A 24052-nucleotide genomic window follows, 5' to 3' on the forward strand; every position below is an offset into this window, starting at 1 on the left:
TCTTCCAAGCAATAAAAAACCTGCAAGAATTTTCCTGCAGGCAAATATTTTTTAGTCCCAATAACCCCTTCTATCGGAGAATGAGAAGTTTTGCGTAAAGAAAGTCTGATAGCTACCTGAATTAACATAAGCTGACCCAACTCCCAGGGTCTGATAACTATCATTTAACATATTGTCTCTGTGGCCCTCAGAATTAACCCAGCCATTGTAGGCTTCAAAGGCCCCTGCATAACCAGCCGAAATATTTTCTCCGGCCCCATAGGAAACACCCTGAGCCTTAACCCGGTCGCTTGGACTTCTGCCATCCAGGCTTGTGTGGTTAAAATAATTATTTTTTCCCATATCTTCGCAGTGGAGGCGGGCTGCTGTTGCTAACCTATCATCCCATTCTAAAGGAGCCTTGCCATGATAAACCCTAAAGGCATTTGTAAAATGGTAGATGGCCCTGTCTTGGCCAGATAAATCTTGATACTGCTTTTCGTTATTCACCAACAAGAAATAAGTGTACATGCCGTGGACCCTGTCTCCATCATTTTTGTCTTCATAAAAAACGTCAAAGGGAACCACTCCATGGTTGTCATTTGCATAATCGCCGGCCCTCTTTCCATTAAATTCAAAGCCAGAACCAATAGCCGCCAGCCCAAAAACATAATTGTCCTTTACCAAAAGGGCATAGAAATTTTCGTAATTACTGGTATTATAAAACCACCAGTCTGTACCCTTCCAAGTTGAAGGTGCCGTTTCATCTGGTCTAGGCAAAAGATTTGTATCCATGCCAATTTCAATTTTTTCAGAACCAACTTTAATATCTTTATAGGAATCGTATTTAAAAACATTGCTAATAACCTGACAAACATCAGCCCGGCTAGCATTGTTGGAGCCGTAGATTTTTAAATCAGCAAGTCCCATGGCCTGGGCAGTGTGCGAATAACCATTTGGCCAACCACCCATTAGCTTGGCCAAGTCATCCTTACCCATAATCGAAATTGCAATTTTCAAAATCTCATCGTAAGTAATATTTTGCATAGGGCCAAAATTATCGGAGCCCACGCTACCCATTACACTGGCATTAGCAACCCTCATTACATAAGGATGAAGCCATGCATCGGCAGGCACGTCCAAAAAGTTAGTAAGGGCGGTTGTATCATCGTAATCAAAAGCCTTGGAAATCATGACGGCAACTTCGCCACGAGTAATGGAATTTTCTGGCTTAAAAGTGCCGTCATCATAGCCATTTATAATTCCGCGATTGTACAAGTCCATAATTGCGTCAACATTTTTTGTGGTCGAATCCACGTCAGTAAAAGCCTCTAACTCTGGGCTAAAGGCGAATACACAAAGACCTACAAGTGAAAAAAATGCAATAAATTTAAAAAATGATTTTATATTCACAAGAACCTCCTTTAGTTTTATATTAACTTTATTATAGCATATTGCTATTTTATTTCAAGAAAAAAGCCCTCTTAAAAGGGCTAAATTTTAATCGAGTTTTAAATCAAAACCTTGGTCCTTGATATATTGGACCATTTTTTGTCTTTTTTCACTTGTGTTTTCAAGTCTGGCTACAACTTGCTTGGAGAAAGAATCCAGCGGCTTGTCCGCCTGCCTTGTGTCATAATAATTTTGCATTTCCTTATCATAATCTGCAATCTCGTCAAGCATATTGTCAAATTTCTTGTAGCCGTCTTCAAAAAATCTTAAATCCATATTCATGCGTGGTTTTAGCATTGGATCTTGGTCAGGATAGCCAAAGGCGAGACCTAGAACTGGGAAAGTGTATTTAGGTAAGTCTAAAATTTCAATTAGCTTTGGCACATCATTTAAAATAGATCCCAAGTAAACTGCTCCCATGTCCATGGATTCAATGGCGTTGGTCAAATTTTGTGCAGCCAGGCAAGCATCGGTAAAGCCTTGGAAAAATCTCTCCATGTCTCCTGCGTTTGCAAAGTCATCGCCAGTCAGCTCTTTGGCAATCTGCGCATTCCTATAGGCGTCTACAATAAAAATAAATAATTCAGGTGCAGTCCCCACATAGCTTTGAGTCGTAATATCTGAAATAGCCTTTTTCTTGTCTGCGTCTACTACGCGAATTACAGAGTAAGTTTGCATGCCAGTTGAGGTCGCTGTCCTTTGGATAACTTCCTTAAAAACTTCCAGGTCTGCATCCGAAACTTTTTTATCCTTCCAAGCCCTTATGGTCCTGTGGGCCAATTGTTTTTTAATCATGTCGTTCATAATAATCTCTCCTTATCTTTACAAAATAAACTCTCCACTTATTTTAATATTACCCATTAAAGTGAAAACAAAAAACACCTGCATTTTTTGCAAGTGCTTTAGCTGCTTTCATATTCTTATTTATTTTTTAAATCTTCTAGATTTTTGTTGATTTCTCTTAGCTCTCTTATTATGATAAAATTTTGCTCAATTACTGCTTGCAAATAGTTACTCTGCCTCAACTTATACAAGGCTTCAATATCTTTTTTATCCAAATCTTGCAATTGATAGCGGCCAATAAAATCCTGTATTTTTTCTTCCTTTGTTTTTCTCTCTCCAAATAATCCCATAAAATTCTCCCTTCTAGAAATTTTATACCCAAAAATAAAACAAAATTTTCTCCTTGAGACTCTTGCCAATCGGTCAATTTTTTGTCCGAAATAAATCGGCCGCTACAATAAAATTTCGAGGCTCGTCTCTTGGGCGTGGCTGCAATCGGACGCTACAGAATTTTTTTCTTGAACAAGAGATTACATGAGTCACTGCATACCAATCGGTCAATTTCTTGGCGACCATAAAGGATCGCCTCTACAGGAAATTGACCTCTTGGGCAGGGCTGCAAGTGGACCCTACACGCTTCGCTAGATTTTTTTCTTCGTGAACAACAAGTTGCGTGAGCGTATGCCAATCGGTTTTGGCTAACATAAAGTTAGCCTCTACGGACCGATTAGCATCGTAATCACTCGCTCTCTTGGACAATAAAGATCCGTGAGCAAAAACTCACGGACTTTCAAATTTTATTCATTTTCAACCAAATAGGCCTTGACTAGAAGTCTCTCATAATCATAAGGATATGGATGGCAGGTCATGAGGACCAGCTTGGTCTTGTCCTCCTCGCGATTAAACTTGGACCAGTCATCAGGTTTTATAATTTCCTTCTCATAAACCTTGTAAGTCAGAACTTCTTCAGCGGTTGTAATTTTAATCTCGTCGCCATCCTCCAACTTATCTATGTGGAGAAAAGAATCCTCTTCGTTATAACCACCGCGGTGGCCAGCAAGGGCACAGGTCGTCCCGGATTCGCTCACCGGCTTGTCGGTCGTTTCGATTATGCCAACCCCATCCATCAAATATTTCTCCCTAGTTGACGGATAAATGGGGAGGAGTATATCCAGCTTATCAATCCTAATAACAGCCAGGGCATCCTCCTTGTCCAAAAGGTCCGTGTCGCCTTCGTCAACAATTTCAGTGTCTGTTGTCTCATCCTTTGACTCATCCTTATTAAAACCAATAACATCTAGCTTTTTATTTTCACTGGCCTTCGCCTGCATCCGCTCTTCCAAATCCTTGGCCGCCTTATTTCTCTGGGCCAACCTGTACTTTTGGTAGCCGATAAAAGACAGGCCCGCAATGATAAATATCAGACCTATAATTATATAAAATTTTCCTCTATTGTTTTTCCTCTTCATAAAATTTATTTCTTTTCACCTTTCAAGTTTTTCCTAGTATATATTCTTTTTTACCCTTATCAGCCTATTAATTATCATTTATAAATTTTTGCCAAATAAAAAAGCGATATGGATTCATATCGCTTGAATTTATATTTTGTTTTTATGAGGACTAGTCCAAATCGCTTTCGTCGATTTCGTTCATAAGTCCTTTGAGGGCGAGGAATTCTTCTTTTGATAAGGAGATGCCCTTACCCATTCTGGAGTGGTCAGGATTCCAGGTTCTAATATCAATTTTCCCTGGTCCTTCATTCCAAGAAATAATATTGATTTCCTTGGTCCAACCGTTTTTTGCCTCAGCAAAAACTCCGAGTTCATTTAATACTTCATATTTAAATTCTGCCATTATTTATTTCCTTTCTTTAAAACTTCAATCGCCTTTTGCAATTGTAGGTCTTCGTCCAAATAATCAGTGCCGATGCCTTCTACATCTTCATCAAGTTCAACAATAATATCTGGTTCGATGCCAATGCCGTGGATATTTTTGTCGTTTGGTGTAAAGTATTCGCTAACTGTTACCTTTAAAGCTTGGCCGCTATTAAGATCAAAAATTCTTTGAACTATGCCCTTACCAAAAGTTTGTGTGCCGATAATTTTTGCGCGTCCCCTGTCTTGGAGGGCACCACTTACGATTTCACTGGCACTTGCAGATCCGCCGTTTACAAGAACGACCATAGGTATGTCTTCTTTTTGAGCGTCTGAATAATAATAATCTTTTTCTCCGTCTTTATACTTGGTGTAGACTATAGTTCCTTCGTCTAGGAAGAAATCAGCTAGGTCAGCACAGACGTCCAAAAGTCCGCCTGGGTTGCCACGCAAGTCTAAAATCAAAGATTTCATTCCGTCTTTTTTCAACTTTTTATATTGGGCTACAAAATCTGTGTACGTTGGTTTATCAAACTCAGTTATGCCAATATAACCGATCTTGTCATCCAGCATTTCACCAAATACGGTTTCTAATTTAATTTTCTTTCTAATTATATCGTAATCTTTTTCGACAAAGCCATTCTTCTCATTTCTGCCGATTGTTAGAGTTACTTTTTCGCCTTCCTTGCCACGCATAACGCTAACAGCGTCGGACATTTTATCGGCTGAATACTCTTGGCCGTTTACTTTTAAAATCTTGTCGTCTGTTTTGATGCCAGCCTTTTCCGCTGGGCTCCCCTTTACAGGAGACACAACAGTTATATAGCCATCCTTGCCAGGAGATACAACTAAGCCAACGCCAACGTATTCTCCATCAGAGCTTTCCATAAACTTTTTATATTCTTCTTGGTTCATATAAACCGAATATGGGTCGCCCAAACTTTCTACAACGCCACGAAGGATTCCTTCGTTTAACTCATCGTCTGTAATATCCTTATAGTAATTTTCTTGAATTGTATTTACTATTTCATTTAAAGTTTTTTCTGTTTGCTTGTCCATTAGCTTGGCGATGTCTCCATCAGTCGAGCTTTCATTGCCTATTGAATAATCGTTTAAATCACTTGCGCTATTTACTCCAAAAATATAGGAGCCAAACATTGCAAGCACTATGCCTATTATTAATAAAATTCTTTTTACATTTTTCATTATCTCACCCATCCCATTGCGTTTTGAGCCTTTCCATTTACCCTGACTTCGAAGTGCAAGTGAGGTCCCGTGGAATTGCCCGTGCTTCCTACTCGAGCAATAGCCTGTCCCTTGCTTACAACTTGTCCTACGCCCACATTTATGCTTGAGCAGTGGGCATATGCTGTTGAAATTCCATTTCCGTGAGAAATTACAACCAGCTGTCCATATGAACCCAGCCAACCTGCATGGGTAACTCGACCCTCTTCAGCTGCAATAATAGTTGTCCCAGTTGGAGCTGGTATATCTGTGCCCGTGTGAAAGTTCTTGCGTCCATAAAGCATCCTGTAGCCAAAAGGACTGGAAATCCTTGTGTAACCAGGCAGGGGCCAACCAAGTCTGCCTCCTGTGTAAGATCCCCCTTGGTATTGCTGAGCTGCTTGAATAAGGGACGCCACTCTTTGACTGTCTTTTTCCAATTCTTTTTGCTCTCTTTCAAAGGCAGCGTCATTATTTTTCAGTTGAGCTATATAAGCATTTTTTTGTGCAACTGCAGCCTCAGCTTGAGCCTTTATCTGTTCTTCTTTTTCCTTTTCATCATCCAAAGCCCTCTTATCATCTTCTAGCTGGTCTTTTTTTCTTTCAAGCTCCAGCTTGGCATCGGAAATTTCCTTTATAAGTCTCTTGTCCGATTCCAAAAGCATCTGCATCATGGAAGTATTGGTCAGAGCCTCGTGGACGTCCTTTGAATTTAAGAGGACAGACAGATAATTTACATCACCCATTACATACATGGCGCGAATCCTTTTGGCAAACATTTCGTTTTTCTGTTCGATATTTGCTTCCATCTGAGTGATTTCCTGGGTGGTGTTATTTATATTGCCCAAGAGCCCTTCGATTCTTTCATAGAGGTCATTTAGCTTAGCCTCTTGAATTTGAACATTTCGATTTAGCTGGGCCAAGTTTACGCTTTCGTTTTTTATTGCTTCTTTATTCTCTTTTTGCTTTTCCTTGCTTGCCTTTAATTTTTCTTTGATCTCTGCATTTCGCTTCTTCAAAGTCTCAACATCATCTGCAAATAAATTTACAGATGAAAATGCAAGTAGGATTGCCAAAAGTATACAAATTTTCTTTTTCATTATACCCTCAAAAATCTCTTCAAGGAAATGAGTGAGCCAAGGGCTGCAATGCCAATGCCCAAGGTGGCAAATATAACTGCCATATCGCTATAGAAAAAGCTTGGCGGTACTATTGCCGATGACAGGAGACCGGTTACATTGTTAATGGCCTCCAGGTAAAAATACCTATAGCCAAAGGCCACGATTAAAAATGCAATCAAGGACCCAATAAAGCCCATAAGGACACCTTCGATAAAAAATGGTCCCTTGATGTAAGCATCTGTTGCCCCAACCCATTTCATAATGGAAATTTCTGTCCGTCTGGAATTTACCGCCAGCCTAATGGTGTTTGACATCAAGAATATTGAAACCAAACTCAAAAAGCCAACCATAAAAATTCCGCCAATTTGAATGTATCTTGAAATTGCAAGCATCTGCTCGATTTCCTTAGAAAAGTAATTGACCTTCCAAACTCCGTCCATCTTGCCCAGTTTTTTTGCAACTGCCTCAGCGTCTTCGATATTGTTGACCCTGATCTCAAAAGACTTTGGAATCGGATTTTTTTCTTCGTCTTCGTACTCATCTAAGAGCCAAGCGTTTTCGCCCCAGGAACTCTTGAGTTCTTTTAAGCCCTCTGCTGGTGACTTAAACCTGATTTTTTTTATGCCACCAATAGCTGATATCTGATCTGCCATAGCTTCTATATCGGGCACATCAAACTTATCTTCTATAAATATATCAATTTGGTCCATCTTTTTGTTGGTATCCATTACCAATTGATTGATTGACAAAACCATTATTAACATTAAGCCAAGTATTACAAGGACTATTGCGATTGATACAATGCTTACCATACCCATAGACCTGTTGCGGTTTAGACCTTGGAAGCCTTGCTTGATCATATTTGCAAAAACTCTAAATTTCATCTTCCACCTCGTCTATCATTTCCACTTCAGCCTTGGCCATATCTTCTTCAAGCTCTTCTTCTGGAGCTTTTGATTCGGCGTTTTCTTCTATAGTCCTGGAAAAAACTTCTTCTTTTAAATCAGCCTTGTCTTCATCAGTAAGCTCATCAATTTCGCAAATTTTTTGGTTACCGTAATCCACATCGTGCTTGTCGATGTCGCTAACCTCTTCGCCTTCGTTTGCCGTATCTGTTACGACTTTTCCATCTTTTAAGACAACCACCCTGTGGGGCAAGAGCTTTACAATATCTTTGGCGTGGGTTGCCATCAAAATTGTCGTCCCACGATTATTGATATCTGTTAAGACTTGCATGATTTCAAGACTGGTTTCAAAGTCCAAGTTCCCGGTAGGTTCGTCTGCAATCAAAATATGGGGTTCATTTATAATGGCCCTTGCAATTGCAACCCTTTGTTTTTCACCGCCAGAAAGTTCGTTTGGAAAATTTTTCGCCTTGTCACTAAGACCAACCAAGCTCAAAATAATAGGAACCCTCCGTCTGATTTCCTTTCTCTTTACACCCAAAATTTCCAGAGCAAAGGCCACGTTTTCATAAACTGTCTTTTGCTCCAAAATTCTAAAGTCTTGAAATATAGTACCAATATATCTTCTGATATAAGGGACTCGACGTCTAGACACATATGTTATATCCTTACCATTTAAAAGAATTTTGCCTTCTGTTGGTTCGATTTCTTTTAAAAGTAATCTGGTCAAAGTGGATTTACCTGCCCCCGAGTGGCCCATTAGATAAACGAATTCGCCATCGTCTATCTTTAGACTAACATCGTCTAAAGCAGCAATCCCCTTCTCGTATTCTTTAGTAATATTCTCTAAGACAATCATATTCTTCTCCTATTCTAAAGGTTATTATACACGATTAAATTCTATAATTCAAATTTAAAAAAATCTTTGCTAGGTAAATTATAGCACAAAGATAGCTTTAATAAAACAGATCTCCTTGACATTCATATTCATTAATAGTATACTAAAAGTAATAACAGAGTAGGTGTAAAGCGTAAAGTGTTTAGAGATGGGACGTAGCTCTAAAACGAAGGATAGTCCGCGGCTTATACATCGCGTTCGCTATATTTAAATAGCTTCCTTTTCTGTTATTAAGGAGGTTTTATATGAAAAAATTATTAAAGTTCAACACAAAACCTGCCAACATAATCGCAGCAATAGTATTTGCGATTGCAGGTTTTTATTTAGTTGTAAACACAACTAATCCCCTCTATATGGGAATCTGTGGAGCGCTATTTTTGGCAACAATCCACGGGGCTCTAAATGGAGCTTGCGTTGGAGGGGTGGTTTCTGGAGGAGCAATCCTTGCTGGTATCCTTTACAGGGCAGCAAATGTTACCCTAAAGATCGGTAAGAAATGGTCACCAGAAAAAATTGCACAAAAACAAGCTGAGTTTGATGCACACATGGCAAACTTAAACAAGTATATGATTTTATATGTACTTGGAGCTATTGCACTAGCATTCTTGGGCAGGTACATCTATCTAAAACTTGCCAACTACAAGCACGAAAACTCTCACACAGGTGCCAGAAAAATTACCTATTTTGGAATGTTTATCGCACTTGGCGTTGCAGTTAACTCACTTCGTGTTGGCCCACTAAGCTTTGGTGGCTTCCCAATCATCTATTCAGGTATGGCACTAGGACCTATTTCTGGATTTATCATTGGCGGCATCACAGACGTAATCGCCTTTTTGGTAAGACCATCTGCAAATGCTTTTAACCCACTATTTATCCTAACAAGTGCACTTACAGGTGCGATTCCAGCTTTTATTATCCATGTATTACCTGGAGAAAATAGCAAGTTAAAACACAATTTCTGGTATGTATTAATGGCCTTTGCCCTTGGTCAATTTATAACATCAGTTATACTGGTTCCACTCTTTAGGCAAATGCTATTTGCTCATCCATTTGTTGCCACAGCATCAGCTGCAGCGCTCAGACAATTGTGGCACGTTCCTCTATACGCATTCTTGTATATGAACACACAAAAGGTTGTGGAAACACAAATCGATTTTACAAAAGTAAAAGAAACAAGAGAAGAAGTTTAAATTTTATCCCAAGCCAATCGTCATCCGGGCTTGGGATTTTTTATTGGAAAAATCAAATTGTGCTTATTATTAGAATTAATAATAACAAGTGCAGGCTAAATTAAAAATCCAAAATTTTCTTGTAAATATTTTATCAGATATAATCAAAAATATTTTTGCAGAAAAATTCTCGCAAATAATTTGCAAATAGAAGAGGCAGTACAATACCTCTTAGTGTTTTACTCCCCAACAAATATTTTTCAAAGAAAAAAGCTCTAGGCCTTTAAAGCCTGGAGCTTAATTTTATTTGTCTTCTGAATCCGTAGAGTACTCTATTTTTTCTACAAATTTATTGTTTTTATAGTCAATGAGCAAATGCTTTACATCCTCTTTGTCTGGGAATTCATACATATATGGCAGCATTACCTTTTCCATAATAGACCTCAGGCCCCTTGCTCCAGTTTCGCGAGCAATGGCTTCTTTGGCAATGGCTTTCAGGGCACGTTCGGTAAATTCCAAATCGCAGCCGTCCAGTCTAAAGAGCTCTTGGTATTGGCTGACAAGAGCGTTCTTTGGTTCAGTTAAAATCCTAATTAAAGACGCCTCGTCCAAGTCATTTAAAGAAACGTGAACTGGCAGCCTACCGACAAGTTCTGGTATCAAACCAAACTTAACCAGGTCATGGGCTTCCATGAGTTCAAAGAGCTCGCCAGTCTTCCTATCTTTTTTGGCCTCATGTTCTTGGTTAAAACCGATCACATTTTTGCCCAAACGCTTTTCAATAATGGATTCCAATCCGTCAAAGGCCCCGCCAACTATAAAGAGGATATTTGTTGTATCCACTTGAATCATCTCTTGTTGTGGATGCTTGCGACCGCCTTGCATGGGGACTGAGCAAACATTGCCTTCAACTATTTTTAAAAGAGCTTGTTGGACTCCCTCGCCACTTACGTCACGAGTTATGCTTACATTTTCACTCTTACGAGCAATCTTGTCGATTTCATCGATGTAAATTATCCCCCGCTCTGCAGCTTCTATATTAAAATCTGCCGCTTGCAGGAGTTTTAAAATTACATTTTCGACGTCTTCTCCAACATAGCCAGCCTCAGTTAAGGTTGTCGCATCCGCAATTGCAAATGGCACTTCAAGTATAGTCGCAATGGCCTTGGCAAGTAAAGTCTTACCAGAACCTGTTGGTCCCAGCAAAAGCACATTGCTCTTGTCCAGTTCAACCTCTGATTCCACTTGCCTAAAGACACGCTTGTAGTGGTTGTACATGGCCACTGACAAAACTTTTTTAGCTTCCTCTTGGCCAATTACATACTCATCCAACCGCTCTTTGATTTGCTTTGGTGTCAGTAATATTGGATCGTTTTTTATTCCCTTATAGAAATTTCTTTCGCTATTGATCATATCTTGGCAGTATCTGATGCAGTCATCACAAATAGATCCGTCAATGCCATTTATGAAAAAATTTACTTCATCAGGGGTCCTGCCGCAAAATGAGCAGTGTTCTTTATTTGCCACCTTTTACCTCTGGATATAAAACCTTGTCTATAAGTCCGTATTCTTTAGCTTCTTCAGCAGTCATATACTTGTCTCTGTCAGTGTCGCGTTGGATGGTTTCCATATCTTGACCTGTGCATTCAACCAAGATATTGTTAATTCTTTCCCTGGTTTCGAGAATTTTTTCTGCTTGAATTCTGATATCTTCAGCTTGACCTTGGCTGCCACCGAGTGGTTGGTGGATCATCACGTCTGCATTTGGCAGGGCATATCTCTTTCCCTTGGTGCCAGCGGTGAGTAAAAGTGCTCCCATACTTGCAGCCATGCCCATGCAAATTGTGCTTACATCTGGCTTGATATGGCGCATGGTATCCAAAATCGCCATTCCACTTGTAACCTGTCCGCCAGGTGAATTTATATATAATTGAATGTCTTTGCTTGGATCTTCTGCTTCCAAAAACAAGAGCTGAGCAACTACTAGGTCAGCCATTACATCGTTGACCTCACCTGTTACGAATACAATTCTTTCCTTCAAAAGTCTGGAAAAAATATCGTAAGACCTTTCGCCCCTGCCCGTGTTTTCTATAACCATAGGAACTAGAGCCATCTATTTATCGTCTCCTTCTTCTTTAGCTTCAGCTTTTTTGCTTTCCTTTTTAGCTTTAGCTTTTTTATCTTCGTCTTTTTTATCTTCTTTTTTTGCTGGAGCTTTCTTTGCTTTTTTATCTTCAGCTTCTTCTTTGTCTTTTTTAGCTACCTTCTTAGCTGGAGCCTTTTTAGCTTCTTTCTTTTCATCCTTATCTTCGGATTTTTTTGTAGCTTTCTTAGGAGCTTTCTTTTCTTTCTTCTCTTCTTTTTCTTCTTCAACTTTGACCCTGTCAACAATTGTCATCAAGTGTTCAACAACTTTTTTGTTGGTAATTCCTTGGTCCATAAAGGTAATGTCGTGTGACTTGGCCATTTCATAGAACTTATCTGCTTCCATGCCAAAGCCTGAAGCTGCTTCCTTGATAGCTGTTTCACGATCTTCATCTGTAACTTCGTAGCCCAATTTCTTTGCATAAGCAGCCAGAGTCATGTTAGCCCTTGCGCGTCTTTCTGCAACTTCTTTTAATTGGTTGAAGATGTCTTCTTCTTTTTGTCCTGTATATTGGAGGAACATATTGAAGTCAAGACCTTGTTGTTGGAGCCTGTACTTATATTCGTCAAGTTCCTTGTGTTGTTGGTCCTGAATTATAGCTTCTGGCACAACAAAGTCAGCCTTTTCTACCAAGGCGTCTACTGCTGCATTTTCTTCTCTAATTGCAATTGCTTCCTTGAGTTGTTCTTCCAAATTCTTTCTAATATCAGCCTTGAATTCATCAAGTGTGTCGAATTCTGAAATTTCGCTTGCAAAGTCATCGTTTAGTTCAGGTAATTCAAATTCTGAAATGCCCTTTAGCTTGGTCTTAAATGTAGCTTCTTTGCCTGCGAGTTCACTTGCGTGATAGTTTTCAGGGAAAGTAACTACGACGTCAAATTCTTCGTCGATCTTCTTGCCAACGATTTGGTCTTCAAAGCCAGGAATAAATTGGCCACTGCCCAAAACGAGTTCTGTATCTTCGCCTTCGCCACCTGGGAAAGCTTCGTCGCCCAAGAAACCCTTGAAGTCGATTATAACTTGGTCGCCTTTTTTGGCTGCCCTGTCGTCAACGATGATTTCTCTTTGGTTTTTGTTTCTTTCGTCTTCTAGGTAAGCGTCAACAGTTTCGTCTGTAACTTCTTCTTCGATTAGTGGAATTTCAAGCTTTTTGAATTCTTCAAATTCGATTTCAGGCATGACTTCTGTTTCAACTTTCATTACAACAGCCTTGCCGTCTTCTAATTTTTCAATGTCAATGTCTGGATAACCAATTGCATTGATGTCTAATTCTTTAACAACAGATTCATAATTTTCGTTAATTGCCATGTTGATAGCTTCTTCAGCAAAAATTCCCTTGCCATAATAGTTTTCGATCATGTGCTTAGGTGCTTTGCCCTTTCTAAAGCCGTCAACTTTAAAGTGTCCTCTATCTTTTAAGTATGCTTTTTGTTCGTATTGTTTAAATTCATCCCATGGTAGTTGCCATTCAAAAACTACCTTATTATCTTTCTTTTCAATAACTTTTACACTCATAGCTATCTCCTTTCAATATTATAAGTAGTATATCACAAAATATATGAGTTTTTCAACCTATTATAATAGCTACCCAAATCTTACAAGTCTTAACGTTTTTTGCATTTTATGTTATAATTAACCTATGATTTATTTTGATTATGCAGCTACATCTCTCTTTAGAGAAGAAATTTTTGAATATATTTTTAAACACTTGGGCGATTTTGATGGCAACACCGAATCCACCCACGCCTATGGGCGGTCGTCTAGAAAAATTTTAGAGGAGGCTCGTGCAGATATAGCAAGGTCTTTAAATGCGGATCCGACTTATATTTATTTTAACTCTGGTGCCAGCGAAGGCAACAATACGATTTTAAAATCCTTTTATGATAGTGAAATTTTGACCACAAATATCGAGCACTCGTCAATTATAAATAATATTAGCGAAAAAACTTCCCTTGTAAAAGTCGACCAGTCGGGCATCTTTAACTTGGAAGATATTGTTGAAAAAATTTCTGATAATACAAAATTAATTTCAGTCCAATATGTAAACAACGAGTTGGGAACCATCCAGCCAGTCGATGAATTGGGGGCTTGGCTAGCCGAAAACCGCCCTGACATTTGGCTTCACGTGGATGCAGTCCAAGCTTACGGCCATATTGATATTGATGTGGAAAAGATCAAGTGCACTTCCCTGTCAATCTCTGCCCACAAACTGGGAGCCAGCAAAAATTTTGGTATTTTATTTGCCAATAGAGATTTTGCTCCACTCATTAAAGCCGGCGACCAAGAGCAGGGCCTGCGTGGTGGCACGGGCAATACCATAGGGGCTTACTCCTGTGCCAGGGCTTATGAGTATATGGTAAAGGACAGGGCCTATATAAAATCCCTCAAAGAATATTTCTTAAAGAAAATATCAAAATCAAATATAAATTACCAGGTAAATGGAGATTTAAATTCGCAGACAGATCACATTTTAAATATATACTTCAAAGACTTTGAGACGGATTTTTTACTAACTTATTTGGATATGCATGGCATTTGCGTATCATCCGGCTCTGCCTGCAAATCAGGCAGCCACCTGCCATCGCACGTGATTACAAATACCTACAGTGAAGATCGGGCCGAACACTCCATCAGATTTAGCTTCGGCTACAAAAATACCTTTGAAGACATAGACAAACTTATGAAAGTACTGGGTGATATAAAATGAAAAAAGTTATAGTGGGCCTATCGGGAGGCGTTGACTCAGCGGTAGCCGCCCTACTTTTAAAAGAACAAGGCTATGATGTTAGCGGAATATTTATGAAAAACTGGGAGGACGACGACGAAAATTGCACGGCCGAAATCGATTACAAGGACGCCGTAAAAGTTGCAGAAAAAATTGACATCCCATATTATTCTGTAAATTTTGAAAAAGAATACAAGGACAGAGTCTTCTCGTATTTTCTTGACGAATATGCCAAGGGCCGCACTCCAAATCCAGACATCATGTGCAACAAGGAAATAAAATTCAAGGCCTTTTTAGACTACGCCTTAAAGCTCGGCGCAGACTATGTGGCAACCGGCCACTACGCACGGATTGGCAGGGACGAAAAGGGTAACGCCCTCCTTTTACGTGGCGTGGATACAAATAAGGACCAATCGTATTTTTTATCTGCACTTTCAAATGACCAGATCAAAGATGTCCTCTTTCCAGTGGGCGAGCTGACCAAAAAAGAAGTGCGCTCCATTGCCCACGAATACGATTTGCCAAACGCCGACCGCAAGGACTCAACTGGCATTTGCTTTATAGGCGAAAGAAATTTCGACGAATTCTTATCGCAATTTCTAAAAGCAAATCCAGGAAATATCGTAACGACTGAAGGCAAAGTTATGGGACAGCACTCAGGACTTATGTTTCACACCATAGGCCAAAGAAAGGGCCTGGGCATTGGTGGACCTGGCGAGCCATGGTTTGTCTGCGGCAAAAATATTAAGACCAATGAACTTATAATTTGCCAAGGCGAAGATAATCCACTTTTATTTTCCAATCGACTAATCGCATCTGGTTTTTCAAGCCCAGTCAAAGATTTTGATAAGGTCGACCGAGACTGCGTGGCAAAATTTCGTTACCGTCAAAAGGACAACCCCTGCCATGTGCATTTCCTCGATAATGATAAAATCGAAATCACCTACGACCATGTAAAGAGCGTAACCCCCGGCCAACAAGCCGTCCTCTACGACGGAGATGTATGTATAGGCAGCGCCGTCATTGACGAAGTCTACAGGGACGATTTGAGATTACAATTATAAAAAAATAGTAATTTAAAAAAATAAGTGGCCACACGGTCACTTTTTTTGTGCATTGTTTTGTTATATAAAGGAAAAATTCGGTCCACATTCTCCTCAGACTCTTGTCCTCAATCGTTCTTCCCTTCGGTCCAACGATTGAACAAGAGGTTGCGTGAGTCACTGCATACCAATCGACGGCGTCCTCGCGGACTTGTCTCTTGGGCAGGGCTGAAAGTGGACCCTACACGCTTCGCTGAATTTTTCCTTATTGGAGAAAGAAGTTTGCAGTCACTTAATTTATTGCACGATTTGTGAGGGAATTTCGATGAGGGCCGTAAAATTCACCAATCGAACATCGTTACACTCGTTCTCTTGGGAATTTCTGACACGAGACCTGCTAGCCAATCGACAGCGTCCTTGCGGACTTGTCTCTTGGGCTAGGGCTTCGAAGTGAAATAAATTTTTTAGGACGCAGGTGTACTCAAGTGTACATCGAGGACTAAAATTTTTTTCACGAGAATATCGCAAAATTAACCACAAATCTCACGCGAAATTTTACATAAAAAAAGGCGAGCCGTCGCTCGCCTCATCTTTAAATATTATCTTAATCTTACTGCGGTTCCGGAAACTGTGACCATGAGCATAGACCCGTTTGCACCCAAGACTTCGTAGTCCATCTTGCAACCGATAACTGCATCGGCTCCCATATTTTTTGCCCTAACTTTTAATTCAGTTATAGCTTCTTCTCTTGCCTTTAAAAGTTCATCTTCATAACCTGCAGACCTGCCGCCAAAAAAATCTCTTAAGCCCGCGCCGATATCTCTTATAAAATCAACACCGCTAACAACCTCTCCAAAAACAATGTCCAAGTATTCGGCAACTTCCCTGCCTTCAATATTATTTGTAGTTGTAATAATCATAATTTTCACCTCTTGATACATATATACCACAATTTTTTATTTTTAAATATTTTACAAAAATATAATCTGGCCAAAACAAATTCCCCTGGCCAAAAAACTTGCAAAAATCAAACAATAGGAGTATATTATTATCCAGGAGGAAATGAACAGTGAAAGCATTATTTATAGTTATTAATCACGAAGAACACTTTAACGAACTTTTAAAAGAATTTGCCTCGGCAGGCGTAACTGGAGGAACCATCCTTGAAAGCGAAGGACTTGCAGCCTCTCAAGCTGAACAAGCACCTGAGCTTGGCATGAATTATTTTAGGCTCTTTTTAAACCAAGGCAGGCCATACAACAAGACCATCTTTTTGATTGCAGAAGGACAACATCTTGAAGACGCCAAGAACTGTGTTAGAAAAGTTGTTGGAAACCTAGGCAAGGAAAATGTCGGCATCATGTTTACCGTGGATGTAGACTCCTTTGAAGGCTTGACTAAGTAGGTGGCAAATAGATGGAACCAATACTTTATTTATCAATCCTGCTCTTGTCAGGATTAATTGTCGCCCGTCTTTTGGGCAAATTAAAATTCCCAGATGTAACTGGTTACTTAATCGCAGGCATACTCATAGGTCCATCTGTTATCGGACTCATTCCTGCAGATGGCGTCAAACAAATGGAAATCGTCAGCCAAGTCGCCCTTAGCTTCATTGCCTTTTCAGTCGGCAGCGAAATGAATCTAAAACAAATCAAAAAAATCGGATCAAAAATTATCTTGGTCACTTTTTGTGAAGCCTTGGGCGGCATGCTGGTTGTAACTCTAGCCATGCTCTTGATCTTTAAAACTGATGTTGCCTTTGCCATTACCCTCGGTAGTATCGCTTCTGCAACAGCGCCTGCAGCTACACTTATGGTCATCAGACAATACCAAGCCAAAGGCGATTTGGTAGATGTTTTGATCCCGGTTGTAGCCCTTGACGACGCAGTTTGCATCATGGCCTTTGGCGTTGCATCATCAATCGCAACAGCTATGCTATCAGGTGGCGCCCTTAGCATGAATACCATGCTCTTAAAACCACTAATGGAAATTGCCCTTGCAATTATAATCGGCCTTGCAGGTGGTATCGTCTATATACTCCTCAGCAAAAAAGTTAGAAACAATGAAGAAAATCTAACCTTTACTCTCGCCATGATATTTGGTATTACAGCAGCGGCCTTTGCCCTAAATCTATCATCACTTTTGACACTTATGACCATGGGCATCATAATTTCAAACTTTGGCAGGGTCAACAGAAAATATCTGGAACTTATAAACACAGTTACCCCACCAATCTTTGTTGCCTTTTTCGTTTTGAGCGGCGCCGATCTTAATCTCGCCGACCTCAAGACAGTTGGCGTACTCGGAATCGCCTATGTAATTGCAAGACTTATCGGTAAGATTTCAGGTGCATATTTTTCCACAAAGGCCACAGGCTTCCCAGGCCACGTATCCAAATACCTTGGTCTCACCCTTGCTCCACAAGCAGGTGTTGCAATCGGTCTTAGCCTGATCGCCTCACAAATAATTCCAGACCCACACGGTGCACAAATCCGCACAGTAGTTTTGGGTGCAACAATTATTTACGAGCTCACAGGACCCCTCGTTGCAAAATACGCCCTCAAAAAATCCGGCTGCATTGCAAGCGACAAATAAAATTCATTTTGTAAGTCAATTTGCAAAAGTACTTGCAATATCAAACGCAAAAAGAATTTCAAAAATATTTGCAAATATAAAATACAAAAGCAAAAGCGTGAGAAAAAAATCTCACGCTTATTTTTTGCCGTCAATTTAATTTATAAATATAATCTTCCTCGCCAATTTTTTCAAAGCCCACAAGGGTAAAAACCCTCTGGCTCTGCTTGTTAAAAGGATAAATAGAGGCCCGCACCTCACCCATGTCCTTGGCCTTGGCAAGGTCCAAAATATTTTTAATAACCCGCCTGCCTATACCCTGGTTCTGGTTTTCTTTTGAGATTACAATTGCAATCTCCCCGTCATCTTTTAGCGACACATCACCCACAAGCACCGACTTGTATTCGATATAATAGACCTCACCGTGGCTGGACAAATAATCATACATTTTATTTAATCGGTCAAGGTCATAGACAAAATCAATGTCGTCCACCTGCTTGCAGACGTCCTTGTCCTGGTACCATCTTATTGCCACGTCATTATTTTTATAATATGGAATCAGCCTTATATCCTCATCCACAATCCGTATTTCCATAGGCCCTCCTCAAAAATAAAAGGCTTCACAAAACTGAAGCCTTCAAAATATAAATTAATCCAAATTATCAGTCAGCTGGTAAAAATTTTCCTTCAAAGATTTCAAGTGATTTTTATCCATATCGCTTGCCATTGAGTCCATAAAAATCTCATAGGCTTCATCGTAAAACTTCTTGACCTCTTGGGCTGAATTTTGACTTGAATGCATAAAGATCAGATTGAGGCCATTTAAAATATTCCTAGCAACGCTGGGGTCCTCCTTGCCGTAATGAATTAGCTGGTAAAAATTAAAGTAAAGCTCATCGTGAACGGTGAATTCCTTGTAGATAATCTTTGACGAATCGTCCACCATCTTGACCTTGTAATTGGACTTGTGGGAAAAAAGAACCGACAAAAGCATAGAAATTTTTCTAATACATATAATAGCAGTATTGGGATCGTTGATCCCAGGACTAATAGCCCTCAGAGCAATTTCAACCAGGTTTTTGACCTCGTGCCTGTAATCGTCGGTGTCATTTGGCGACTCACTATAGATAAAGCAAGATGAAATCTTCTCTGCAAGATCGTCCGCCTTGTCATACTCGGCCTCTCTGATATCAATATTTAAATTGGCCACATTCATACCGCGGACCAGATAATCTCCCACCTTGTAGTTGATTATCAGCGATAGCTGGCCTTCCTTTAAAATCTTGGCAAGCTTGTCATCATCAATTGCATACAAGTAGCCAGAGTCCTTGGCGTAAATTCTCGTAATGTCCTGGTCATATTCCTCCAGAGAAAAATCTGTTGAAACAGTCTCATCCAAAGACGCATCATCCTTAACGCACTTCAAAGCCCGGTCATAAATATCTTCTATAACATCCCTGGCCTTGATCGATTTTAAAACCGTCTTTACAAACAAAATAAAATAAATCATCGACGCCATGGCGTACAAAATCCCAATGCTGCCTGATATAACCTTGACCTTGTCCGGCACATTTTGAATCATCAAAAGAGAAAAAATCGAATAGAAAAATCCTCCAATGAATATTCCAAAGAGGCTGAGCACATAGGGCTTGTCGATAAACTTTTGCATGGCCCTGGGCGTAAATGAATTGGCGTACTGATTTAAAATACTCAAGATCGTCGTCAAAGTAAAGGTCGTAACCGTCAAAAATACACCAGCCAAAGTCGTTAGAAATGTCGTCGACACATCCTTGGATAGCATTAGCTGGTCGGGCACAAACTCCCTAAACTCAAAACCCCGGTAGTCGATAAAATACGACACAATCAAAAGTAAAAACGATATAAAAGTAAAAATAGTAATATTTAGCATATTCCTATTCTTTGCAATCTTCATCTTAATCTTTGTAAGCATAACAAATCCCTCTTTAAAATATTTTCTATAAAACAATTATACCGCAAAAAATAAAATTTGGCAAAACAAAGACAAGTAAAAAATATCCAATTATTGTTAATATCTTTTGCATTATTTACATTGATTTTATACATAAATATGCTATAATTGTATTAACATATTAAATAGGAGGTATCTTATGTATTGTAAAAATTGTGGAAACCAATTACAGGAAGGACAAAATTTCTGCGTAAAATGTGGCTGTCGTGTAGAAAGCCAAGCATATAATCAAAGCTACAACCAAAGCTATAATCAAGGATATAATCAAACAACATACCAAAGACAAAGAGGGCAAGGCAACTTTTTAAAAGCAAGAAATTATGCTTTTGCTTATAGGGTGTTCTCCGTCCTATTAATTATTGCCAGCCTATATTTCATACAGCTTGGCAGGATGAGCTTTAACATAAACAAACAAGCTGAATCCATTCGTCAAATAAAAGGAGCCGCTTCTATATTAGCTCCTGAATTAAATCTAATTGATGATGAACTTATAGAAAGTGCAGCCGGCCTAATCGATAAATCCCTAGGCATAGGTGCCCAAGAAATTGCAGACATATTGATAGATTCCAAAGAATATAGATATGCAGGATTTCTTGCCTATCTCTTTTCTGCCCTATTAATTTCCCTATCAATCTACTCAATATCTAGCCTGGGCAATCCAAAAAATATGAAAAAAGTCCTCACCTTAAACGCCTTTTTATTTATTATCGCAGGCGTAGCCACCTTACTAGGTATAGGAAGCAGACCAATTTGGGGAATAATGGGCTATATACTAATTTCCGTCGCAGTAGCCACTATCCTATCATTTTTCTTGAACAGAGGAATTAATAAGGAATTGACTTATAATAATTATTATTATTAAACTACAAAAGAAAAAAGCTGTTAGAAAAAATCTAACAGCTTTTTTTGTTTGCCATTGTTTTTCCAAAGCTTTGCAAACTCCAATAAAAAGCCCCTCGCAATGAGTGGTTAAAATTAAGATTATATTTTTAAGTAAATTATTTTTCGACTTTAAAAATAATTGTGTAATGAACTAATGAACCCACGCCAGACTTTTCATTTCCAACTGGGAGAACTTGCACCAATTCCCAACCTTCTTCAGCTTTCTTTGCAACAATTTCCTTGCATTCTTCAAAAGTGTCTGTCTTGCCTGCTTTGAGTCCACCCTTTACTGGGACATCCACAAATTCATATCTTGCCATAATAACCTCCTAAGTCAAAATCAAATTGTTTTACCTAACATATTAATTATACTCCTATGAAATTCTTTTTCAAGCTAAAGCCATAATTTTTTTACAAACTCGCAACCGTCTTTAACTTTTATATTAGTCGCCAAGCTTATTTGAAAAATTAAAGGCAGATGCTATAATATCTTTAAGGAGAGATAGAGATTATGAAAAATTTGAAGAAAAAGTTAAGTGAAAATGCAAATCTCGTAAGGTCACTGACCTTTATATTTTTAAACCACTACACCTTTTATTACCTAGACTACTTGTTTGAATTAACCTTTAATCCCTATAACAGAGAGATAACAAAGCATTATGATGGCTATGAAGGCATAGTAGAATATGTTTTTTTGGTCCAATTCCTCCTCTACCTACCAGGTATCTTGGATATGTTTCTCTCAATGTTCTTATACCACAGGACTTTTATAAGCAGAGATGCTTACATCTTGCAAGCCTTTACAATATATATGGGCCAATATATTTTCTCTCCCCTTCGACTAATGGCACAAGCTCCTATCAGCGACCCCATAATAGTGGGGCCATTTGCCCTCTACATCTTAGAATTCTCCCTCATCGCCTATTTTAAAAATGCAAATATCTATATAAGAAAAGACTCCTATCTCCTAGACTACATAAGCAGTCATTTCAGATAGAAGGATAAAACTACACAAACGCAATCTCGCACAAACAATATCACAAACGCAAATTAAAAGAGCCGGCTCACACACCGACTCTTATTTTTATGGTCTTATTAATCTTAAAATGTTATATCCTGAGTTTCTTTTAATATATCCTGTATATTCAGGTGGCCATTGTAGAGCATAGAATAGTGTTTATTTCTTCCAATTATCAAGTGGTCTGCAATTTCTACTCCTAAGAATAACCCTAACTTTGCCAGCCTCCTAGTCACAAGGACATCATCCTTAGACGGAGTAAGGTCGCCAGTTGGATGATTGTGGACAAGTATAATATTTTTCCCGCCAATTTTTATAGCCTTCCTAAAAACATCTTTGGGAGCGCAAGTTGTGCCAGTCGTTCCACCCTTGGAAATAACATCATCACCAATAAAATGATAGCCGCTATCCAAGATTAAAACCATAAAAAACTCCTCCTGCTTGTGAGAAAGCTTTGCATTTACATACTTGATCATGCTCTCCTCATCATTAATAGTAATCAAATCCTCTTTGGCCTGCCTAGTATAAAGATCTTCAGAAAATTCTACAACGGCTCTGATTTTATCAGCAGTCGCTTCATCTATCCCTTCAATCTCCATCAACTCTTCTTTTTCTTTGCGGTAAAGCTCAGTGTAATCGCCCTTAAACTCACTCGCGATTAAAGCCGCCGCTTCTTCACCAATAATTGTCGCTAAAAACTCTTGCATATAATAACTCCTTTTGCTGTGTAAATATGTAATGTGAAATACATAGCTATCAAACTGTATTAAACGCTTCTTCTTGCTTTCCTTTATTTTAGTCCTGTATGAAATTACATAACTCTCAAACTCTATCACTTGCCCACACGTCGGACAAACCGTTTTAGTCCTATATGAAATTACATAACTCTCAAACAGAGTCAAAGACGAAAGCTCAGGTTTAAGTGTTTTAGTCCTATATGAAATTACATAACTCTCAAACCCGCTACCTTGCCAATAAGGAACACTTTCAGTTTTAGTCCTATATGAAATTACATAACTCTCAAACTTCGCCCCAACCTACCACTTCAACTTCGAAGTTTTAGTCCTATATGAAATTACATAACTCTCAAACAAATACAAGAGGCTCCTATTGATGCCCCGGGTTTTAGTCCTATATGAAATTACATAACTCTCAAACGATTTCTTGCCATAGCGCTGTCATGATTCCGTTTTAGTCCTATATGAAATTACATAACTCTCAAACGATCAGGTTGAACATCTTCACCAATACCTCGTTTTAGTCCTATATGAAATTACATAACTCTCAAACGATCAGGTTGAACATCTTCACCAATACCTCGTTTTAGTCCTATATGAAATTACATAACTCTCAAACCGACTCCTTTTAAGCCTGAAGTCCCAACAAGTTTTAGTCCTATATGAAATTACATAACTCTCAAACAGGCTCTTTATTTTGTTTTTTGTCCTTAATGTTTTAGTCCTATATGAAATTACATAACTCTCAAACAGAGAGGTTTACCTAGTTAAGTTTGGCAATGTTTTAGTCCTATATGAAATTACATAACTCTCAAACTCGTAGAAGCTTGAAGATTTTGCGAGCGTTAGTTTTAGTCCTATATGAAATTACATAACTCTCAAACATCCATAGATCATGGTAAACCCTATAGTCAGTTTTAGTCCTATATGAAATTACATAACTCTCAAACTATAGACACAGTAACAGAAGATATAAAAAGGTTTTAGTCCTATATGAAATTACATAACTCTCAAACTATCCAAAAAGAAAACCCCCAACACTGCGTGTTTTAGTCCTATATGAAATTACATAACTCTCAAACAAAGCGTAATTGTTTGCCCTGAATGTAACTGTTTTAGTCCTATATGAAATTACATAACTCTCAAACACTGTGCCTGTACCATTTGCTCTACGCATAGTTTTAGTCCTATATGAAATTACATAACTCTCAAACAGCATCTGCATATTGGTTTTATTAAACTCAGTTTTAGTCCTATATGAAATTACATAACTCTCAAACAGCACCCCGCCTTGGTATTAATCTTTATCTGTTTTAGTCCTATATGAAATTACATAACTCTCAAACAGATACGGCATCCCAAAGGGCATTGAATACGTTTTAGTCCTATATGAAATTACATAACTCTCAAACTTATCTTTGACCTTCTTTTCCCTTTCGTAGGTTTTAGTCCTATATGAAATTACATAACTCTCAAACACGATATGGCTTATGTTTATGGCAATATGCGTTTTAGTCCTATATGAAATTACA

General features: G+C 38.8%; 23 protein-coding genes, 1 pseudogene, 1 CRISPR repeat array and 1 riboswitch (1 of these 26 running past the window's edge). Of the genes and pseudogenes, 7 read left to right on the forward strand and 17 right to left on the reverse strand.

The features are described 5' to 3' along the window. Window positions 1–51 precede the first annotated feature (51 nt). The 9 genes and pseudogenes from AC6FXG_RS06170 to ftsE form a co-directional block, all read right to left on the reverse strand. The gene (locus AC6FXG_RS06170) at window positions 52–1392 is read right to left on the reverse strand and encodes a CAP and S-layer homology domain-containing protein (protein ID WP_500571977.1); all 1341 of its coding nucleotides are present in this window, start codon (window positions 1390–1392) and stop codon (window positions 52–54) included. 87 nt (window positions 1393–1479) lie between these two features. After that, entirely contained in the window at window positions 1480–2235 is a 756-nt protein-coding gene (locus AC6FXG_RS06175) for a nitroreductase family protein (RefSeq protein ID WP_500571978.1), read from the reverse strand. Between the two features lie 116 nt (window positions 2236–2351). After that, complete coding sequence (locus AC6FXG_RS06180; RefSeq protein WP_500571979.1) at window positions 2352–2564, reverse strand: hypothetical protein; 213 nt, start codon at window positions 2562–2564, stop codon at window positions 2352–2354. A gap of 447 nt (window positions 2565–3011) precedes the next feature. Next, window positions 3012–3683, reverse strand: a complete 672-nt coding sequence (locus tag AC6FXG_RS06185; RefSeq protein WP_500571980.1) for a class C sortase — start codon at window positions 3681–3683, stop codon at window positions 3012–3014. 151 nt (window positions 3684–3834) lie between these two features. Next, the gene (locus AC6FXG_RS06190; RefSeq protein WP_500571981.1) at window positions 3835–4068 is read right to left on the reverse strand and encodes a YdbC family protein; all 234 of its coding nucleotides are present in this window, start codon (window positions 4066–4068) and stop codon (window positions 3835–3837) included. Further along, complete coding sequence (locus tag AC6FXG_RS06195) at window positions 4068–5294, reverse strand: S41 family peptidase (RefSeq protein WP_500571982.1); 1227 nt, start codon at window positions 5292–5294, stop codon at window positions 4068–4070. Before AC6FXG_RS06195 ends, AC6FXG_RS06190 begins: the two co-directional genes overlap by 1 nt. Continuing rightward, on the reverse strand, window positions 5294–6412 hold the full coding sequence (locus AC6FXG_RS06200; protein WP_500571983.1) for a murein hydrolase activator EnvC family protein: 1119 nt from the start codon (window positions 6410–6412) through the stop codon (window positions 5294–5296). The genes AC6FXG_RS06195 and AC6FXG_RS06200 overlap by 1 nt, the downstream gene beginning before the upstream one ends. Continuing rightward, window positions 6412–7317 (reverse strand): permease-like cell division protein FtsX, encoded by a 906-nt coding sequence (ftsX, locus tag AC6FXG_RS06205; RefSeq protein WP_500571984.1) that lies wholly within the window; start codon window positions 7315–7317, stop codon window positions 6412–6414. Before ftsX ends, AC6FXG_RS06200 begins: the two co-directional genes overlap by 1 nt. A 220-nt stretch (window positions 7318–7537) precedes the next feature. Continuing rightward, window positions 7538–8197: pseudogene (gene ftsE, locus AC6FXG_RS06210) on the reverse strand (cell division ATP-binding protein FtsE); the annotation flags it as partial. A gap of 153 nt (window positions 8198–8350) precedes the next feature. Further along, a riboswitch (THF riboswitch) is annotated at window positions 8351–8442 on the forward strand. A 39-nt stretch (window positions 8443–8481) separates the two neighbouring features. On the opposite strand from ftsE, the gene AC6FXG_RS06215 reads away from it, so the two are divergent. Next, a complete protein-coding gene (locus tag AC6FXG_RS06215; RefSeq protein ID WP_500571985.1) occupies window positions 8482–9426 on the forward strand; it encodes a folate family ECF transporter S component in 945 nt (314 codons plus the stop codon). A gap of 282 nt (window positions 9427–9708) precedes the next feature. Here the strand turns inward: AC6FXG_RS06215 and clpX are convergent, their stop codons facing one another. From clpX to tig, 3 genes are read right to left on the reverse strand one after another with little or no spacing between them, the layout of a single operon-like run. Beyond that, window positions 9709–10932 carry an ATP-dependent Clp protease ATP-binding subunit ClpX gene (clpX, locus tag AC6FXG_RS06220; RefSeq protein ID WP_500571986.1) on the reverse strand — a complete coding sequence of 408 codons (1224 nt, stop codon included), beginning with the start codon at window positions 10930–10932 and terminating at the stop codon, window positions 9709–9711. Continuing rightward, entirely contained in the window at window positions 10922–11518 is a 597-nt protein-coding gene (gene clpP / locus AC6FXG_RS06225) for an ATP-dependent Clp endopeptidase proteolytic subunit ClpP (RefSeq protein WP_075574676.1), read from the reverse strand. Before clpP ends, clpX begins: the two co-directional genes overlap by 11 nt. After that, entirely contained in the window at window positions 11519–13066 is a 1548-nt protein-coding gene (gene tig, locus AC6FXG_RS06230; RefSeq protein ID WP_500571987.1) for a trigger factor, read from the reverse strand. Between the two features lie 124 nt (window positions 13067–13190). On the opposite strand from tig, the gene AC6FXG_RS06235 reads away from it, so the two are divergent. Together AC6FXG_RS06235 and mnmA are read left to right on the forward strand one after the other, a co-directional pair. Next, window positions 13191–14258, forward strand: a complete 1068-nt coding sequence (locus AC6FXG_RS06235) for a cysteine desulfurase family protein (protein ID WP_500571988.1) — start codon at window positions 13191–13193, stop codon at window positions 14256–14258. Next, entirely contained in the window at window positions 14255–15340 is a 1086-nt protein-coding gene (gene mnmA, locus AC6FXG_RS06240; protein ID WP_500571989.1) for a tRNA 2-thiouridine(34) synthase MnmA, read from the forward strand. Before AC6FXG_RS06235 ends, mnmA begins: the two co-directional genes overlap by 4 nt. A 578-nt stretch (window positions 15341–15918) precedes the next feature. On the opposite strand, the gene AC6FXG_RS06245 is transcribed toward mnmA, so the two are convergent. Then, entirely contained in the window at window positions 15919–16239 is a 321-nt protein-coding gene (locus AC6FXG_RS06245) for a heavy metal-binding domain-containing protein (RefSeq protein ID WP_500571990.1), read from the reverse strand. Window positions 16240–16388: 149 nt separating this feature from the next. On the opposite strand from AC6FXG_RS06245, the gene AC6FXG_RS06250 reads away from it, so the two are divergent. Together AC6FXG_RS06250 and AC6FXG_RS06255 are read left to right on the forward strand one after the other, a co-directional pair. Further along, window positions 16389–16724 carry a hypothetical protein gene (locus AC6FXG_RS06250; protein ID WP_075574671.1) on the forward strand — a complete coding sequence of 112 codons (336 nt, stop codon included), beginning with the start codon at window positions 16389–16391 and terminating at the stop codon, window positions 16722–16724. 11 nt (window positions 16725–16735) lie between these two features. Further along, the gene (locus tag AC6FXG_RS06255; protein ID WP_500571991.1) at window positions 16736–17914 is read left to right on the forward strand and encodes a cation:proton antiporter; all 1179 of its coding nucleotides are present in this window, start codon (window positions 16736–16738) and stop codon (window positions 17912–17914) included. A 130-nt stretch (window positions 17915–18044) separates the two neighbouring features. Here the strand turns inward: AC6FXG_RS06255 and AC6FXG_RS06260 are convergent, their stop codons facing one another. Together AC6FXG_RS06260 and AC6FXG_RS06265 are read right to left on the reverse strand one after the other, a co-directional pair. After that, the gene (locus tag AC6FXG_RS06260; RefSeq protein WP_500571992.1) at window positions 18045–18488 is read right to left on the reverse strand and encodes a GNAT family N-acetyltransferase; all 444 of its coding nucleotides are present in this window, start codon (window positions 18486–18488) and stop codon (window positions 18045–18047) included. Between the two features lie 54 nt (window positions 18489–18542). Continuing rightward, window positions 18543–19844: a DUF2254 domain-containing protein gene (locus AC6FXG_RS06265; RefSeq protein ID WP_500571993.1), complete on the reverse strand. Its 1302-nt coding sequence runs from the start codon at window positions 19842–19844 to the stop codon at window positions 18543–18545. Between the two features lie 178 nt (window positions 19845–20022). Between AC6FXG_RS06265 and AC6FXG_RS06270 the strand changes: the two genes are divergently transcribed. Then, window positions 20023–20745 (forward strand): zinc-ribbon domain-containing protein, encoded by a 723-nt coding sequence (locus AC6FXG_RS06270; protein ID WP_500571994.1) that lies wholly within the window; start codon window positions 20023–20025, stop codon window positions 20743–20745. A 136-nt stretch (window positions 20746–20881) separates the two neighbouring features. Here AC6FXG_RS06270 and AC6FXG_RS06275 read toward each other — a convergent pair whose 3' ends face one another. Further along, window positions 20882–21085 carry a DUF4177 domain-containing protein gene (locus AC6FXG_RS06275; protein WP_500571995.1) on the reverse strand — a complete coding sequence of 68 codons (204 nt, stop codon included), beginning with the start codon at window positions 21083–21085 and terminating at the stop codon, window positions 20882–20884. 191 nt (window positions 21086–21276) lie between these two features. Between AC6FXG_RS06275 and AC6FXG_RS06280 the strand changes: the two genes are divergently transcribed. After that, window positions 21277–21762 carry a hypothetical protein gene (locus AC6FXG_RS06280; protein ID WP_500571996.1) on the forward strand — a complete coding sequence of 162 codons (486 nt, stop codon included), beginning with the start codon at window positions 21277–21279 and terminating at the stop codon, window positions 21760–21762. 104 nt (window positions 21763–21866) lie between these two features. On the opposite strand, the gene AC6FXG_RS06285 is transcribed toward AC6FXG_RS06280, so the two are convergent. Continuing rightward, window positions 21867–22490 carry a JAB domain-containing protein gene (locus tag AC6FXG_RS06285; protein WP_500571997.1) on the reverse strand — a complete coding sequence of 208 codons (624 nt, stop codon included), beginning with the start codon at window positions 22488–22490 and terminating at the stop codon, window positions 21867–21869. A gap of 85 nt (window positions 22491–22575) precedes the next feature. Continuing rightward, window positions 22576–24052: a CRISPR direct-repeat array (repeat unit 36 nt; unit sequence GTTTTAGTCCTATATGAAATTACATAACTCTCAAAC) (it continues 343 nt past the right edge of the window).

The organism is Ezakiella massiliensis (genome assembly GCF_059862345.1).